Source organism: Streptomyces sp. NPDC093089, assembly GCF_044754405.1.
GTDB lineage: Bacteria > Actinomycetota > Actinomycetes > Streptomycetales > Streptomycetaceae > Streptomyces.
Genome location: NZ_JBIVPA010000003.1, coordinates 31,086 through 45,848, shown reverse-complemented (window position 1 = coordinate 45,848; position 14,763 = coordinate 31,086). Strand labels below are relative to the sequence as shown.

Genomic DNA, 14,763 nt, shown 5'->3' with positions numbered 1-14,763 from the left:
CATCCGGACAACGCACGCTTTCACACGGGTCCGTTCACCCGTGAACACCATCAAATCCCATCGCCCCGGCCCCCCTTGCCGAGCTGTCGATCATGGTTGCGTTTCGTTCCGACGCTCTGGAAGCCTCCGTTCGACTCGTCCGACGCACTCGTCCGACACAGGAGCAACGGAGGCAACCCCACATGCGCGCAAGGCGAATACGTCGCGCCTGGCTCACGACGGCGGCCGCGGCGTCGCTCGCGTTCACCGGTCTCGTGGCACCGGCCCAGGCCGAGGACGCCCCTCGGGACGTCACGGACTCCTCGGTCCAGGAACCGCTGGCGGCGGAGGCCGCCCCCGCGCCGTTCGCGGCCACCGCGTGGACGTCGCCCGGCGGCGCGGCCTCGCCCGGTGACTTCACGATGGCGCCGGGTGCGCTGAACGGCGAGACCACCACGCGGGTCACCCGCCTCGACTCGGTGCTCCCGAAGTCGGGCGTCCAGAACCTGCTGATCGGGGCCAATCGCACGGTGGATCCGTGGTGTTCCCGCGACCCGTTCGGCACCGCTCCCGATCCCGACATCAAGTACTGCCTCCAGAGCGACGACTCCATCTCGCGCGAATGGGTGCCGCAGGGGTTCACCGGCGTCTCCGACGCCAAGGACAACGAGCTGTGGGGCACCGCCGGGAACATCCAGCTGTTCGCCTCGTACGACGGCTGGGACCCCGGCCGGGAGAACGACCCGAACCCGGCGGCCGGCGACTGCACCGCCGCGGAGCTCGCAGCCGACGACGCCTGCAACCAGAAGGGCGTCCGGATCACCTTCGTCCAGAGCCGAACCAACCCGGCCACCGGCAGCCCCGAGGTCAAGTACCGGCACGTCCTGCTGGGTTGGACGTACATCAACTCCGCCGACCACGTCTCCTTCGACGGCCTCCACGCCTCCGAGTACCCGATCCAGAAGGGCGTCCACGCCGGCGGCATCGTCTGGTACGGCAACTACCTCTACGTCGCCGACACCCGCAACGGCCTGCGCGTCTTCGACATGCGCTACATCATGGACCTCGACCCGGACGGCGACCCCGCCACGCACGACGCCATGGGCTCCGACACCGACGGAGTGGCGACCACCGCCAACGTCCAGGACAAGACCAAGGTCGGCCGCCACGACAACGTCTGGTACAGCTTCGGCTACCGCTACGTGATGCCGCAGGTCGCCGCCTGGAAGTTCAAGGCGACGCAGAGCAACCCCACCGGCTCGTACGCCTGCGTCTCCACCGGCGCCCCCAAGGCCTCGTACATCTCCCTCGACCGCAGCACCACCCCCGACCGCCTCCTCATGGGCGAGTACTGTCGCCCCGCGGCCGGCTACCCGTCCACCGGCCGCATCGCCTCGTTCCCGATCGCCGCCCTCGAAGGACGCTCCGCCGACGTGACCGCCGAGGGCTGGGCCAACTACCTGCCGCTGGCCAACGGCGGCGCACAGGGCGCCGCGGCCGCCGACGGCACGCTGTACGTGAACGAGTCGAAGGGCACCGACGAACCCGGCAACCTCTGGCGCTACACGTGGAGCAACGGCCAACTGGTCCAGAACGGCCAGGCCGTCAAGACCGCCCGCGGCGCCGAGGACCTCTACATCGAGCGCGGCACGAACCGCCTGTGGTCCCTCTCCGAACACCGCCCCGCCTCCGCGTCCGACTGCACCTCGACCCGCGACGCCTCCGACCCCGTGGGCACCGACTACTGCCAGCGCGTGCTCTACGGCCACAAGCTGAGCTGGCTCGACGGCCAGCCGTAACGGCGAGGTTCATCCACGTACCGCGCCACCCGTGTCCCGCGCCCGGACGGAAGACCTCTCCGTCCGGGCACGGGCGCGAGCTCAGGCACGGACACGGGCACGGGCGCGGGCTCAGGCACGAGCGCAGGCACGGGCGCAGGCACGGGCACAGGCACAGGCCGGGTCCGCGCTCATGGGCATCACGCCCCCAGCGTGCGTACGGCCTCCACGATCAGGTCCCAGAACGCGTCCGTGTCGACCGTCATCCCGACCTCGACGTCCGCGGGCCGCCCCGTCACTCCGTGCAGGTCCACCACGGTCGCGCCCCGGGTGTGCGTGCCGTCCAGCTCCACCGTCACCGCCGCCTTCACCAGGCTCGCCAGCGACGGGTCGATCAGATGAGCGACGGTGAGCGGATCGTGCAGCGGGGGCGCGTCGAAGCCGTACACCTCGCGGTAGGTGGACGCGAAGTAGGTGAGCAGGTCCACGCACAGGGCGCTCAGCGGGGTGCCGAGCGCGGCGATCCTCTCGACGACGTCGGCGGTGGCCCGCACCTGGTGGGTGGCGTTGAGGCCGAACATCGTCACCGGCAGACCGCTGCGGAAGACGATGTCCGCCGCCTCCGGATCGCACAGGATGTTGAACTCGGCCGCTGGCGTGGTGTTCCCCCGCTCCGTCGAACCTCCCATGAGCACGATCCGCTCGATCCGCCCGGCCAGCTCGGGGTGGGCCAGCAGGAAGACCGCGATGTTCGTGAGCGGCCCGGTCGGCACGAGCGTCACCCGTCCCGGCTGCGCGAGCACCGTGTCCCTGATGAGGGTCAGGGCGTCCCTCGCGTCCTGCGGCACGTCCGGCTCGCCCCGCGCGAAGCCCGGCCCGTCGAGCCCCGACTCCCCGTGGATGTTCCCGGCCACCCTGACCGGCCCGCGCAGCGGCCGATCACGGCCCGCCGCGACCGGCACCCCCTTGATCCCGGCCGCCGCACACACCCGGCGGGCGTTGAGCGTGGTCTTCTCCAGCGTCTGGTTGCCCGCGACGGTCGTGATCGCCAGCAGGTCGATCGCGGGGTGCGCAGCCGCCAGCAGGATGTTGAACGCGTCGTCGTGACCGGGATCGCAGTCGAGAATCACGGGAACCGGCATGCTCCCACCGTCCCACACCCGCCCCGGCGGACGAAGGAGGCGGGCTCGGGAAGCCGCGTTCACGCGCGAGCCGGGATCGCGAACTGCCGTTTCGTGGCGCGGGACATGGTGCGGACGCACCGGGAGTTCCGCTCGCGCCGGTGACGTACCGGCGCGACGGGTTGGACCGGCGGATCGAGTCGGTCCGGTGGATCGGGTCGGGTCGGACCGGCGCGGCGGAGCGGCGCGGCGTGTCAGCCCGTCGGTGCTCCGTCCTCCGCGGGCGACGGGCGGCGGGCGTAGGTGAAGAGGTGCTCCTCGGGGGCGGCGCGGTCGTCGTCCGGTACGAAGGCCGAGAGGGCGTGGTGGAGGACGTCGAGGCCGCAGTCCTCGCGTTGGAGGCGGACGTACTCGTCGACGGAGAAGCTGGAGACCCTGACCGTGCGGTCCATCCAGACGATCTCGACGTCCTCGATGTCGGCGGGCACGGTGGCCGTCACGAGGTAGCCGCCCGGTGCGAGCCAGCCGGCCATGCGCTCGAGGGTGGCGGCGGCCTCGGCGCGGGTCATCATCATGAGCGGGAAGAAGGCGCACACCGCGTCGAAGCTGCCGTCCGGCGGGTCGAAGGCACGGACGTCGCACTGCTCGAAGCGGGCGTCGGGCACCTGCTCGCTCGCGAGGGCGACCATGGCGCCGGACACGTCGATGCCGGTCACCTCGCAGCCGGCGCGCGCCAGGAGGTCGGCCACCGGGCGTCCGGTGCCGCTGCCCACGTCGAGGACCCTGGCTCCGGCGCCCAGCCGTGCGGTGAGCCACTCGACCGCCGCCAGCTGCGCCGGCAGCCGGACGAAGGCGCGCTCGTACTCGATGCCCAGGCCGTCGAACAGCTCCGCCGCCGTGACCGTTCGCCCCTTCGTACCGTCGTCTTCCATTCCGTGCCCCTTCCGTCGTGGGTGCGCGCAGGGGATGCGCACACGGGATGCGTACACGGGGTACGTACCACGGGCGGGCCCACCCAGCCGGGGACATCGGAGAAATCCGGCCGTCCGATCAGTCGGTGAGCGCGAGCTCCGCGACGACGTGCGTCCCGCCCGGCCGGGCGTCGACCGTGCAGCGCCGCGCGTGCGCCTCGACGATGTCCAGGCCCCGGCCGCCGCAGGCGAGCTCGTCCTCGTGGCGGGGACGGCCGGGGCGGAGCAGCCAGCGGCCGTTGTCCCTGACCTCGACGCTGAGCGTCGCCAGGTCGACGGAGAGCAGCAGCGCGACCTCCCGGCCTCCGCTGTGGCGCACCGCGTTGCCGACCAGCTCGCTCACCACCAGGCGCAGGGCGTCGTCGATGCCCACCGGCAGGCCCCAGTGCGCCGCCATCCCCCGCGCGAACCGTCGCAGCGCGGGCACCGAAGCGGCGGTCGCGACCGCCAGGCATCCCGCGGTCCGCCGCACGCCGGACGTCGGGTCCGGTCGGTGCGACGGGCGGTTGCCGGGCCGGTCGTCGGTGAGGACGGCCTGGCCGGGGTGCGGGATGGTGGGCATCGGGTCTCCCAGGACTGCGGATGGATTCCCCCGCTCTCCACGATCAGGGCCGGACGCCCGGGAAACAATCCGGGGCGGCGGCTTTAGGGGTACGCACGGCAGGGGGCGGCGGCAGGAGTACGCAGGTCAGGCGGGTGGGCGGAGGTGCTGGCAGGCCCGCAGGCCCGCAGGCCGAGAACGGGGCGGGGCGGGGCGGGGCCACTACGCATCTCGCCCGTCTCGGCCCTGGTCCCGGTCCGGGCCCTGGCCCCGGTCCCGGACCTGGTCCCGGCCTTGGTTCCGGCCTTGGTTCCGGTCCCGGCCCTGGTCCTGGTCCTGGTCCCGGTCCCGGTCCCGGTCCCGGTCCGGCGCCGCAAGGGCGTCGCCCACGGCTTTGCGGGTCGTGCGGAGCTTGCGCAGCACGCTGGCGACGTGGTTCTCGACGGTGCGGGGCGACAGGACGAGGGTGTCCGCGATGGACTGGTTGGTGGCGCCGACGGCGAGGAGTTCCGCGACCTGTCGTTCGCGGGGCGAGAGGCGGTCGCCGTAGCCGCGGCGGCCGGGGGTGCCGGGGCGGGTGAGGCCGAGGTCCTGTGTGAGGTGGCGGCAGCGGGAGACGTCGGCGTGGGCGCCGAGTGCGGTGTAGGCGTCGACGGCGGAGGTCAGGTGGGTGGCGGCCTCGTCGGGCCGGTGGGCGAGGGCGAGGGCGTGGCCTTGGCGTTCGGCGGCGTGTGCCGCGTCGTAGGGGCGGCCGATGTCCAGCCAGCCTCGTCGGGCGGCGTCGAAGTGCTCGGCGGCGCGGGCGGGGGCGTCGTCGAGGGCGAGGAGTCCGCGGGCCAGGTGGATCTCCGCCGCGGCCGCCGGTGCGTCCCGGCCGCCGAGCCCTTCGTGCGCCTCGTCGGCGAGGAGCTGGGCCGAGGGGCGGTCGTGGCAGGCGAGGGCCGCTTCGACGGCGAGGGGGAGCAGTCCGGTCGCCTTGGTCCAGGACTGGGCGCGGCGGAGCACGGCGAGGGCGGGTTGGGCGGCGGCCCAGGCGTCCCGGGCGGCGCCCTGGGCCAGCAGGACGGACATCCGGCCGGCGGTGGCGCGGAGCTCGGTGCTGACGGCGATCTGCCGTGCCCCGTGCTGGGCCGCGCTGTCGAAGCACTCCCGTGCGAGGTCGCGCTGCCCTCGGGCGAACGCCGTCGTGCCCAGGGCGAGCAGGCGCTCCGCGTCGGGCACGCCGACGTCGGGATAGGCGGCGATCAGGGCGTCGAAGCGGTCTTCGAGGCCGTCCCAGCGGCCGGCGAGCGTGTCCAGGGACAGTTCGAGGACGCGTCCGTAGCATTCGACGATCACCGCGCCGGCCCGGCGGCCCTGGTGGCGGCTGTCGGCGACGAGCGCGGCGGCGCGGGTGTCGTGGCCGAGTCCGATGGCCGCCTCGGCGACGTTGTGGAGGGCCCGGGCGGTCTGCCAGAGCTCGGTCGGTGAGTCGGTGTCGCGGGGCAGCCGGTCGAGGAGGTCCCAGAGGGCGCGGTCCGCCTGCCAGCTGAGCAGGGTGAGCCGGGTGGCCTCGAACGCGGCCTGGAGGGCCTCGCCTCCCGGGGCGTCGAGCGCCTGCCGGGCCCGTTCCATCCAGCGCGCGGACCATTCGGGCCCGGCGCGTTCGTCGAGGGCGAGGGCGAGCATGCCGCGGCCCGCCGTCACCGGCCGCTCGGCGAGTTCGTCGACCGCGAGTTCGAGTTCGCGTACCCACGACGGGTTGGCGGCCTCGTTCAGGAACAGCAGGCCGAGCCCCAGGCGGATCTCCCCGCGGACCGCCGTCGGCAGGTGCGGGTCCTCCAGGAGGCGGCGCAGCAGTCGGGCGCCGGAGACGAAGTCGACGCCGTTGTACGCGATCCGGGCGAGCGAGGTGGCCGCGCGGGAGCGGCGCTCGGTGTCGAGTCCGGGCTCGTCGAGGATCCGGTGGAGCAGTGCGGCGGCCGTGCCCTGGTCGCCGACGGCGGCGGCCTGGTCGGCGGCCTCCTCGGCCCGGCGCAGCCACGCGGCGCGGTCGCCGAGCGACAGGGTGTGATGGGCGATCTGGACGAGCGGGGCCGGTGTCAGCTCCTGGAGCGCGGTCACGGCCGAGCGGTGCAGGCGGGTCCGCCGTGGTGCCGGGACGTGTCGGTACGCGACCTGCTGGGCCAGGACGTGCCGGAACGCGTACCGGTGGTCCTCCGTCTCGACGAGCAGGGAGCTGCGCAGTGCCTCGATCAGCCCGTCGGTGCCGGTCTCGGCGTCCAGGCCGGCGACGGCGGCGAGCAGCGCCTCGCCGGAGGGGACGGCGAGCACGGCGGCGGCGTCGACGATCGCCGCCCCGGCCGGTGACAGTCCGGCCAGCCGCTCGGTGACCGCCTCCCGCAGTCCCTTGGGCACGTCGGTGTCGCGGAGGCGCCGTACCGCGTCCCGCTGGTCCGCCGTGCCGCCGCCCTGCTCCGCGAGGGTGAGCAGGTCCTCCTCGGCGACCAGCGGCAGGCCCTCGCTCCGTTCGTACAGCGCGGACGCCAGCGCGGGCGTGGCGACCGGTCCCAGCGCGGCGGACGCGAGCTCACGGACCTCCTCCGCCGTGAGCGGCCCGAGCCTGATCACCGCGCCGCCCGCGTCGGCGGGGTGCCGGTACACGGCGCCGAGCACCGAGGTGTCCGGTGGCAGGTCCTCGGCGCGGTAGGTCAGGACGAGGCCGAGCTCGGCCGGCAGGTCACGGGCCAGCAGCAGGAGCAGGTCCCTGGTCTCCTCGTCGACCCAGTGCATGTCCTCGATGATCAGCACGGTCGGCCCGAGCGCCGCGAGCAGCGCCCGCACCCCGTGCACCAGCCGGAGCCGCTCGGCCTGCTCCCCTCCCGCCCCCGGCGGTGCGGCCGGCAGCCGGTCCGCCAGACCGGGCAACAGCCGCCCCAGGGCGCCGACGGCCTCGGGCAGCCCGCGCTCCGGCAGCCACGGCCCCGCCTTGGTCAGCGCGTCGGACACCGGTCCGTACGGAAACGGCTCGCGCAGCGGCTGGCAGAACCCGACCAGCACCGGCCTGTCCCCCTCCGCCCGCAGCGCCGCCGCGGCCTCGCCCACCAGCCGCGACTTCCCGATCCCCGCCTCCCCCTCGATCAGCACCACCGCCGGCGGATGCCGCACCGCCTCCACGAGCAGCTCCAGCTCCCGCCGCCGCCCCACGTAACGGAACGTACCCACCGCCGCCGCTCCCTCGCCGAGTGCCCCCGCCACACGCTCACCCACCTCACCCCCCGTAGCCCCCGGCCCTTCCAGACTAGGCTCGCTCGCCCCGGGGGACGACCGGGCGCGCGGCGCGCCGCCCACGGCGACCCGCGCCGTGGGGGGGGGACCGGGGTGGGGCGTCCTCGGGTTCGGGGTGTCGGACGACGAGGTGGCCGTGGAGGGATCCGGGGCCGTGGGCCGCGAGGAACCGGCGGTGGTCGGCGGGGAACTCGCGGCCCGCGAGTTCGTCATGCGGTCCCGGTCGACGGGGACGCCGCCTTCGGCGGGCGGGGTCAGCGCTTGCGTACGTGGAGGACGTGGGCGTCGAGGGGAAGGGGGCGGTGGGCGACGAGTTCGAGGCCCGCGGTGTCGAGGAGGCGGGCGTACGCGTCGGCGCGGCGCTCGCGGCCGCCGGTGTTGCAGAGCATGTGGAGGTCCCAGGCGGTGGCCAGGGAGGGGGCGGGTTCGGTGGGCAGCAGGCGTTCGACGACGAGGAGGTCGGCGTGGGACGGCATCGCCCGCGCCAGGTGACGCAGGATGTCGCGGCAGCGGGCGTCGTCCCAGTCGTGGAGGACGCGGGAGAGGAGGTAGACGTCGCCGGCGGGCGGTACGTCGGCGAAGTCGCCGACGCGGTAGGCGCATCGGTCGCCGACGCCGGCGGCGGTGAGGCGGTCGCGTGCGGCGGCCACGACGTGCGGTCGTTCGAGGAGGATGCCGCGCAGGGAGGGGTGCGCGGCCAGGACCCGGCCGAGGAGTTCGCCGGTGCCGCCGGCGACGTCGATCACCGTGCGGGGCGTGGGGGCGGCGGCCGCCGCCGTGAGGACGGGGTGGGAGGGGAGGGGGTCGAACATGCGGGAGCCGGCCGCCATGGAGCGGTCGAACGTCGCGGCGAGGTGGGGATCGCGGGCGAAGTGGTCGAAGTGGTTCTCCCCGTAGAGGTGCTCGAAGCCCGGTTCGCCGGTGCGTACGGAGTGGGCCAGGTGCGCGAACGACTGGTAGAAGGGGCCGCCGTACATCTGCGCCAGGGGGCGCATCGAGCCGGTGGCGTCCTCGCGCAGCAGCAGGCCGGTGGAGGTGAGGCGGAAGCCGTCCCGCTCCTCGGTGACCACGCCCAGCATCGCGAGGTAGCGCAGCAGCGTCTCCAGCGCGTCGGGGTGTGCGCCGACCTCGTGCGCCAGTCGCGCGGCGGTACGGGGCGCGTGCGCGCCGAGGACCTCGGGAAGGCGCAACTCGGCGCAGGCGGCGAGGGCTTGGGTGGTCCAGGCTCCGGTCAGCAGGCGCAGGAGCGTTTCCGCCGCGTCGGCGTCCGAGCCGCCGGCGGTTGCGCGGAGGGCGTCGGGTCCATGGAGGGCGTCGGGTCCGTGCTCGGCGGGGCGCCGCTCCGTCGAGTGCGCTGCGGGACACCGTTCTGCCGAGTGCTCTGCCGAATGCTCTGCCGGGCGCCGCTCCGCCAAGTGCTCGGCGAGCAGGTCCCGGTGGTCGCCGGTCGCGTACAACTCCATGCGCCGGTAAGGGGTCTTCGTCTCGGTGGGGGTGGTGAAGTAGAACACGGTGCCGTCCTCGTGCGGGTTGTACCCGCCTCCGTCGGCGACGGCGCCGTGCCGGGCGAGGCTCGCGCGGAGTCCGCGCAGGACCAGAGGGTCGGGCCGGTCCACGTCGAAGGCCAGGTGGGCCTCGTGGTCGTGGTCGCGTTCGTGCGCGGCGAGCGGGGACAGGGCGGGGCCGGGCGGCGTGGCGAGGGCGAAGACCTCGACGGCGCGGCGTTCACCGGAAGGGCCGTGTACGACGGGCCGGAGAATCCTTACGTCAAGATCGGTGGCGTCGCGTCCGTGGCGGGCGGCGAGCCGGTCGCGCACGACGACGCTCGGCTGGGACCCGGTGTCGTCGGGGAGGCCGCAGGCGGCGAGCCCGGCGCGGAGTCCCGGGTGGTCGGCGGGGAAGACCAGGAGTGCGGCGTGGGCGAAGCCGCACCGGTCCGCCACGGCGCGCAGTTCGGGACCGTCGAGGCCGGGCAGGACCCGGGAGAGGAGGACGGAGGTCTCCTGTTCCCGGACGAACTCGGCGGTCGCGCGCAGGCGCCGGACGTCTTCGGGTGCGAGGCCGGTCGCCAGGGCAGGGGTGGTCATCAGGGGGCATCCTCGGGAGAAGGGCGGGCGGAACCGGGCCCCGGCGGACGGGCCGTGACCTCGGAGGGCGGTGGGGCCCGGAGAGCGGTGGGGCGGCGGGGCCACAGGTGGAGGGGGCCGCCGGGTGGCACGGCGGGGCGGTAGGGCGGTGGAGTTGGAGAGCGTTGGGACGGTGGAGCCGTAGAGCGTTGGGACGGTGGAGCCGTAGAACAGCGGGGCGGCGGGGTGGTGGAGCCGTAGAACAGCGGGGCCGTGGGCCGTCAGATGCCGACGTACTGCTCGGCGAACCAGTCCTGGTGGGTACGGGACGTCCGCAGCGACTCCATGCGGGCCCGGCGCATGCGCTCCTGGAACGGCGGCGCGCCGTGGAGGAGGCCGATCATCCAGTGCGAGAACTCCTGCGCGCGCCAGATGTGCGTCAGGCACCGGTCCGAGTAGCGGGCGAGCGGCTCGGGGTCGCCGCCGTGGATGTCGTCGGCGAAGGCCCCGGCGAGGAGTTCGGCCTCCAGGACGGCGAGGTTGGCGCCCTTCGCGGCGGAGGGGCTGATGAGGCCGGCGGCGTCGCCGGCCAGGAAGAGGGAACCGTACCGGAGCGTGTCGAGCACGTCGGACTCCAGGTCGACGACGGCCCGTTGGAGGATCGGACCGCGCCGCAGGGGGCCGTGGTCGGTGCTCCGCATCCGCAGGTCGAGCTCGTCCCAGATCTGCTCGTCGCTCAGGTGCTCGGCGGGGGTGCCGCGCTCGCACTGGAGGTAGTAGCGGGTGATGTCGGCGGACCGGGCCATGTGCCCGGCGAAGCCGCGGGGGTGGGTCGCGTACCCGACGGCGTCGAGGCTGGGCGGCGCCTCGGCGAGGAGCCCGAGCCAGGAGACCCCGTGGTCGCGGTGGTGCCGTACGGCCCGGTCCGGCAGCGAGCCGCGGCCCGCGCCGTGGCGGCCGTCGCAGGCGGCGACGTACCTGGCGTGCCACCGTACGGTCCGCCCGTCCGGTTCCCTGGCCGTCACCCACGGCCCGTCGCCGTCCGCGTCGCCGACCTCCACGGCCTCGGTGTCGAAGCGGATCCGGCCACCGGCGTCGAGGTACGCGGCGAGGAGGTCGGCCACCAACTCGTTCTGGGGGTAGACGGTGTGGGGGTCGCCGTTGCCGAGCTGCCGGTAGTCGAGCCGGAAGGTCCCGTCCTCGGTGCGGAACTCGCAGACGCCGTGCTCGCGTCCCCGCCGCTTCAGCCCCTCGTCGAGGCCGTGCCGCCGCAGCACGCGCACGGTGTGGGCGGCGAGGAATCCGGCGCGGGCCCGGTTCAGGACGTGGTCGCGTCCGGTGCGTTCGAGGACGACGCAGTCGATGCCGCTCCGCAGCAAGAGGTTGCCGAGCACGAGCCCGGCGGGGCCTGCTCCGAGGATGACGATGTCGGCCGACTCCCGGCCTTTTTGGGTGTGTTGACTGTCTGTCACGAAAGTGGATCTTAAGCACGGGGAAGTACGCCACCTGTCAAACATCACCCGAATGCCACATTCCATGAGAAAAGGATTCTCCTTGCCTCCCGCACGGCGGTCGGGCCCCGCCGTCGCGGCGGCGGCCTTCTGGTTGCCGATGCCCTTCGCATCGACGCCGGGCGCGACGGACGCGAGCGCCACCTTGTGCACCTGGGCGTGGGTCGACCCCTTGAGCGAACCGTCGGCCTTCTGATGGACGACGAAGTCGCCGTCGACGACGGGAAGACCACGGTAGGTCCGCTCGAATGCGAGCGGTGTTCTCCACGAACCGGCTCAGCAGATAGGTGCTCTGCTCCACTGGACGTCGACACAGCGTGTCAATCCGGATGGGCGATTCGTCGATCCCCTCCTCCCGAATCAGACACGCTCCAGGGGGCCGGCGACCCTGTCACCAGGGAACTGTTCCACCGTCGTCGAAGAATCCGCCGGTCGGTCCGTCGTCGGGCAGGGTCGCGAGGTGGATCGCGATCGCCGCGCCCTGGTGGGGGGTGCGGCGGCCCTGGAAGCCGTTGAGGTCGGTGGCGGTGAAGCCGGGACAGCCGGAGTTGATCAGGATGTCGGTGTCGCTCAGTTCCTCGGCGTATTGGACGGTGAGGGCGTTGAGGAAGGTCTTGGAGGCCAAGTACGCAGCGGGAACCGGGCCCATGTCGATGCCGGGCGTGGTCTGCAGGGCGAACGAGCCGACGCTGCTGGACATGTTCACGATCCGCGGCGAGGCCGAGCCGCGCAGCATGGGCAGCATCGCGTTGGTGACGCGGATGACCCCGATCACGTTGGTTTCCACGACGACTCGTACGGTCGCGGGGTCGACCGTGGTGGGCGTCTGCGGCGTACCGCCGGTGATCGCGGCGTTGTTGACCAGGACGTCGAGCCCTCCGGCACGGTCGGCGATCAGCTCGGCCGCGGCGGCCACGCTTGCGTCGTCCGCCACGTCGAGCGGAACGCCGAACGCGTCGGCCCCGGCTGCGCGCAGCTTCCCCACCGCGGTGTCGCGGCGCCGTCGATCCCGCGCGCCCACGCCGATGCGCCAGCCGAGGGCACCCAGGCCCGCCGCGATCTCGTATCCGATTCCTTTGTTCGCACCGGTCACCAGCGCGATCTTCTGTTCACTCATGTCGGCAAGCGTGGTGCGGACGCGGGTGCGACGTCCAAGACCGACTGGGTCGGCGGCGATACCGCACAGGTATCGGCCCTGGTGAGCGCCGGATACGATGACGCGGTGGAGACACGGGAGTTGCGGTACTTCGTCGCCGTCGCGGAGGAGTTGCACTTCGGGCGGGCGGCACGGCGGCTCGCCATGGCACAACCACCGCTGTCGCGGGCGATCCAGCAGCTCGAACGGCGGCTCGGAGTGGTTCTGCTGCACCGCACCGCTCGCGCGGTCGCCTTGACCGAGGCCGGGTCGGTGCTTCTACGGGAGGCCCGGGCCGTACTCGACGCGGTCGAGGCCGCCGAACGCCGCACCCGCCGCGCGGCCGCCGAACCGCCCGGTGCGGTGCTGGCCACGAAAGCCGGAGCGTCCAGCGAACTGTTGTCGAAGCTGCTGGACGCCTACGCCGCCGAGCCCGGCGCGGTCGCCGTCGAGGTGGTGCTGTGCGGCCCCGGCGAGCAGGAAAGGATGCTGCGCGGCGGGCGTGCCGACGTTGCTCTGCTCCAGCGGCCCTTCGACACGACGGCCGGACTCGACACCGAGGACCTGCACACCGAACAGCAGGTCGTGGTCCTGCCCGCGGGGCACCCCTTGGCCAACCGACCCCGTCTGTCGATGGCCGAGGTCACCACCCTGACGGACCTGCCCCTGCCACGCTGGCCTCGACGGGACGGGGGCTATCCGGACGGACCTGGCCCGCAGGTGCGCGACCACACCCAGCTGTTCCAACTGATCGCGCTCGGACGGGCCTGCGCGGTCGTGCCCGAGTCCCTCCGAGCCCACCTGCGCGACGACCACGCGACGGTGCCGGTGCCGGACGCGCCGGCTGTCACGACCGTCATCGCGTGGCCACCGCACAGCAGGTCCAGAGCCGTCGCCGACCTTGTCCGCACCGCGACACGGCTGTAGCCGGCGGCGGGAGCGGGTAGCTGGTGTCGGCGCGGGTGCCAAAGCCCCCTCCTGCACGCCCGAAGCCGCACCCGGTGCACGAAGCGCAATCGGTGCGGGTCCAGGCACAAGGGGCGGAGGTGCTGCCGAGGGCGCCGTCCCGTGTGCCCACCCTCGACCGACCTCCCGGGCCCGACCGCCCCGCGACCGCCCCCGTCAGTGCCGCAGCAAGGCGCAGACGAAGTCCTCCTGGACGGCGCGGACCTTGGCCAGGAGGTCCGGTTTGACGGTCTTGCTGGTCTGGGTGGTGATCGAGAAGGTGAGGGAGCGGGTGCCGTCGGCCGTGCCGGCCGCGAACTGGCTGTAGCCCGGGGTGTTGCCGGTGTGGCCGAAGACGGTGCCGCACCGCGTCTTGTAGCGGAAGATCGCGAGGCCGGCGGCGTTGGCGCCGGGGCCGGCGGGCTCGGAGGCGGCACCGGCGATGAAGGTGCGCTGGGCGCGGCGGGTCTTCTCGGAGAGGTAGTCGTGGCCGCCGGCCCAGGCGCGGACGAAGGCGTTGAGGTCCTTCGGGGTGGAGACGATGCCGCCGGAGGCCCAGACGCCCGACGCGCCGATGAGCTCGCTGATGTCCTCCGGCGGCTCGGGCGGGGTGACGTCGTAGCCGTGGAGGTACGGCCTCGGCATGCGGTAGCCCTGCGGCAGGGTGGTCTGCCGCAGGTCGAGGGGCCGGTACACGAGGCGGTCGAGCAGTCGCTCGTACGGCCGTCCCGTGGCGGCCTCGGCCATCAGCGCGACGGCGATGTTGTCGGAGTTCGAGTACGCGTACGCCGATCCCGGCGGGAACTCCAGGTCCTTGTCGGCGACGAAGTCGAGCAGTCGGCGGGAGTCGAAGTGGTGTCGGGGGTCCTGCCGGAGGATGTCGAGGAAGGCGGGGGCCCTCGAGTAGTCGGGCAGCCCGCTGGTGTGGTTGAGGAGCTGGCGGAGCTTCACCCCGTGCCAGGCGGTGGGCAGCGACGGCAGGCGTTCGCCGATGGTGTCGTCGAGGTCCAGCTGGTGCCGGTCGACCAGGCGCAGGGCGACCGCGCCGCTGAACGCCTTGGCGACGCTCGCGATCCGCATGTGGTCGGTCGCGTGGGGCGGGCGGCCGGTGCTCGTGTCGGAGACGCCGGCGCGGTAGACCTTCGTACGGTCGCCCTGCCGCAGGGTCACGATCACGCCGGGCGGTCCTCCGGCCGTGCGGACGAGGTCGTCCAACTGCTTCTGGAGGGACTTGTCCGGGGGCTTGGGGGTGCCCGCCGCCTGTGCGGGCTGGACGAGGGCGGCGAGCGCGGCGGACGCGGCCAGGCCCGCGACGGGCAGGCGCAGACGTGCGCGCGAGCAGGAGCGGGGGCGGGCTGTGGGGCGTGCCGGCAAGGCAACTCCTTCGAGGGGGGCCGGGCGGACGCCCGGTCGGGAGGGTCCGCCTCAGCATCGGACGCGCCGTCGGGA

At 73.6% G+C, this 14,763-nt stretch carries 10 protein-coding genes and 1 pseudogene; 2 read left to right on the top strand and 9 right to left on the bottom strand.

Going from position 1 to position 14,763, the window contains the following annotated elements:
• Positions 1-182: 182 nt before the first annotated feature.
• Positions 183-1,778 carry a hypothetical protein gene (locus ACIQFX_RS07170; RefSeq protein WP_402459671.1) on the top strand — a complete coding sequence of 532 codons (1,596 nt, stop codon included), beginning with the start codon at positions 183-185 and terminating at the stop codon, positions 1,776-1,778.
• Between the two features lie 179 nt (positions 1,779-1,957).
• Here ACIQFX_RS07170 and ACIQFX_RS07165 read toward each other — a convergent pair whose 3' ends face one another.
• The 8 genes and pseudogenes from ACIQFX_RS07165 to ACIQFX_RS07130 form a co-directional block, all read right to left on the bottom strand.
• On the bottom strand, positions 1,958-2,899 hold the full coding sequence (locus ACIQFX_RS07165) for a nucleoside hydrolase (RefSeq protein ID WP_402459669.1): 942 nt from the start codon (positions 2,897-2,899) through the stop codon (positions 1,958-1,960).
• Positions 2,900-3,132: 233 nt separating this feature from the next.
• Positions 3,133-3,810, bottom strand: a complete 678-nt coding sequence (locus tag ACIQFX_RS07160; RefSeq protein WP_402459667.1) for a class I SAM-dependent methyltransferase — start codon at positions 3,808-3,810, stop codon at positions 3,133-3,135.
• A 118-nt stretch (positions 3,811-3,928) separates the two neighbouring features.
• On the bottom strand, positions 3,929-4,411 hold the full coding sequence (locus ACIQFX_RS07155) for an ATP-binding protein (protein WP_402459665.1): 483 nt from the start codon (positions 4,409-4,411) through the stop codon (positions 3,929-3,931).
• Between the two features lie 201 nt (positions 4,412-4,612).
• Entirely contained in the window at positions 4,613-7,594 is a 2,982-nt protein-coding gene (locus ACIQFX_RS07150; RefSeq protein ID WP_402459664.1) for an ATP-binding protein, read from the bottom strand.
• Positions 7,595-7,911: 317 nt separating this feature from the next.
• Complete coding sequence (locus ACIQFX_RS07145) at positions 7,912-9,744, bottom strand: methyltransferase (RefSeq protein ID WP_402459662.1); 1,833 nt, start codon at positions 9,742-9,744, stop codon at positions 7,912-7,914.
• Between the two features lie 260 nt (positions 9,745-10,004).
• Positions 10,005-11,195, bottom strand: coding sequence for a 4-hydroxybenzoate 3-monooxygenase (locus ACIQFX_RS07140; RefSeq protein WP_402459661.1), 1,191 nt, complete (start codon positions 11,193-11,195; stop codon positions 10,005-10,007).
• A gap of 222 nt (positions 11,196-11,417) precedes the next feature.
• Positions 11,418-11,471: pseudogene (locus ACIQFX_RS07135) on the bottom strand (hypothetical protein); the annotation flags it as partial.
• 154 nt (positions 11,472-11,625) lie between these two features.
• Positions 11,626-12,351: an SDR family NAD(P)-dependent oxidoreductase gene (locus tag ACIQFX_RS07130; RefSeq protein WP_402459660.1), complete on the bottom strand. Its 726-nt coding sequence runs from the start codon at positions 12,349-12,351 to the stop codon at positions 11,626-11,628.
• Between the two features lie 105 nt (positions 12,352-12,456).
• Between ACIQFX_RS07130 and ACIQFX_RS07125 the strand changes: the two genes are divergently transcribed.
• The gene (locus tag ACIQFX_RS07125; RefSeq protein ID WP_402459658.1) at positions 12,457-13,296 is read left to right on the top strand and encodes a LysR family transcriptional regulator; all 840 of its coding nucleotides are present in this window, start codon (positions 12,457-12,459) and stop codon (positions 13,294-13,296) included.
• 195 nt (positions 13,297-13,491) lie between these two features.
• Here ACIQFX_RS07125 and ACIQFX_RS07120 read toward each other — a convergent pair whose 3' ends face one another.
• Positions 13,492-14,688 (bottom strand): serine hydrolase domain-containing protein, encoded by a 1,197-nt coding sequence (locus tag ACIQFX_RS07120; protein ID WP_402459656.1) that lies wholly within the window; start codon positions 14,686-14,688, stop codon positions 13,492-13,494.
• Positions 14,689-14,763: the final 75 nt, after the last annotated feature.

What these genes read in the sequence shown, in the direction of transcription:
- ACIQFX_RS07145 (WP_402459662.1), bottom strand. Translation starts at nt 9,744, where the DNA reads ATGACCACCCCTGCCCTGGCGACCGGCCTCGCACCCGAAGACGTCCGG.
- ACIQFX_RS07165 (WP_402459669.1), bottom strand. Translation starts at nt 2,899, where the DNA reads ATGCCGGTTCCCGTGATTCTCGACTGCGATCCCGGTCACGACGACGCG.
- ACIQFX_RS07160 (WP_402459667.1), bottom strand. Translation starts at nt 3,810, where the DNA reads ATGGAAGACGACGGTACGAAGGGGCGAACGGTCACGGCGGCGGAGCTG.
- ACIQFX_RS07170 (WP_402459671.1), top strand. Translation starts at nt 183, where the DNA reads ATGCGCGCAAGGCGAATACGTCGCGCCTGGCTCACGACGGCGGCCGCG.
- ACIQFX_RS07155 (WP_402459665.1), bottom strand. Translation starts at nt 4,411, where the DNA reads ATGCCCACCATCCCGCACCCCGGCCAGGCCGTCCTCACCGACGACCGG.
- ACIQFX_RS07130 (WP_402459660.1), bottom strand. Translation starts at nt 12,351, where the DNA reads ATGAGTGAACAGAAGATCGCGCTGGTGACCGGTGCGAACAAAGGAATC.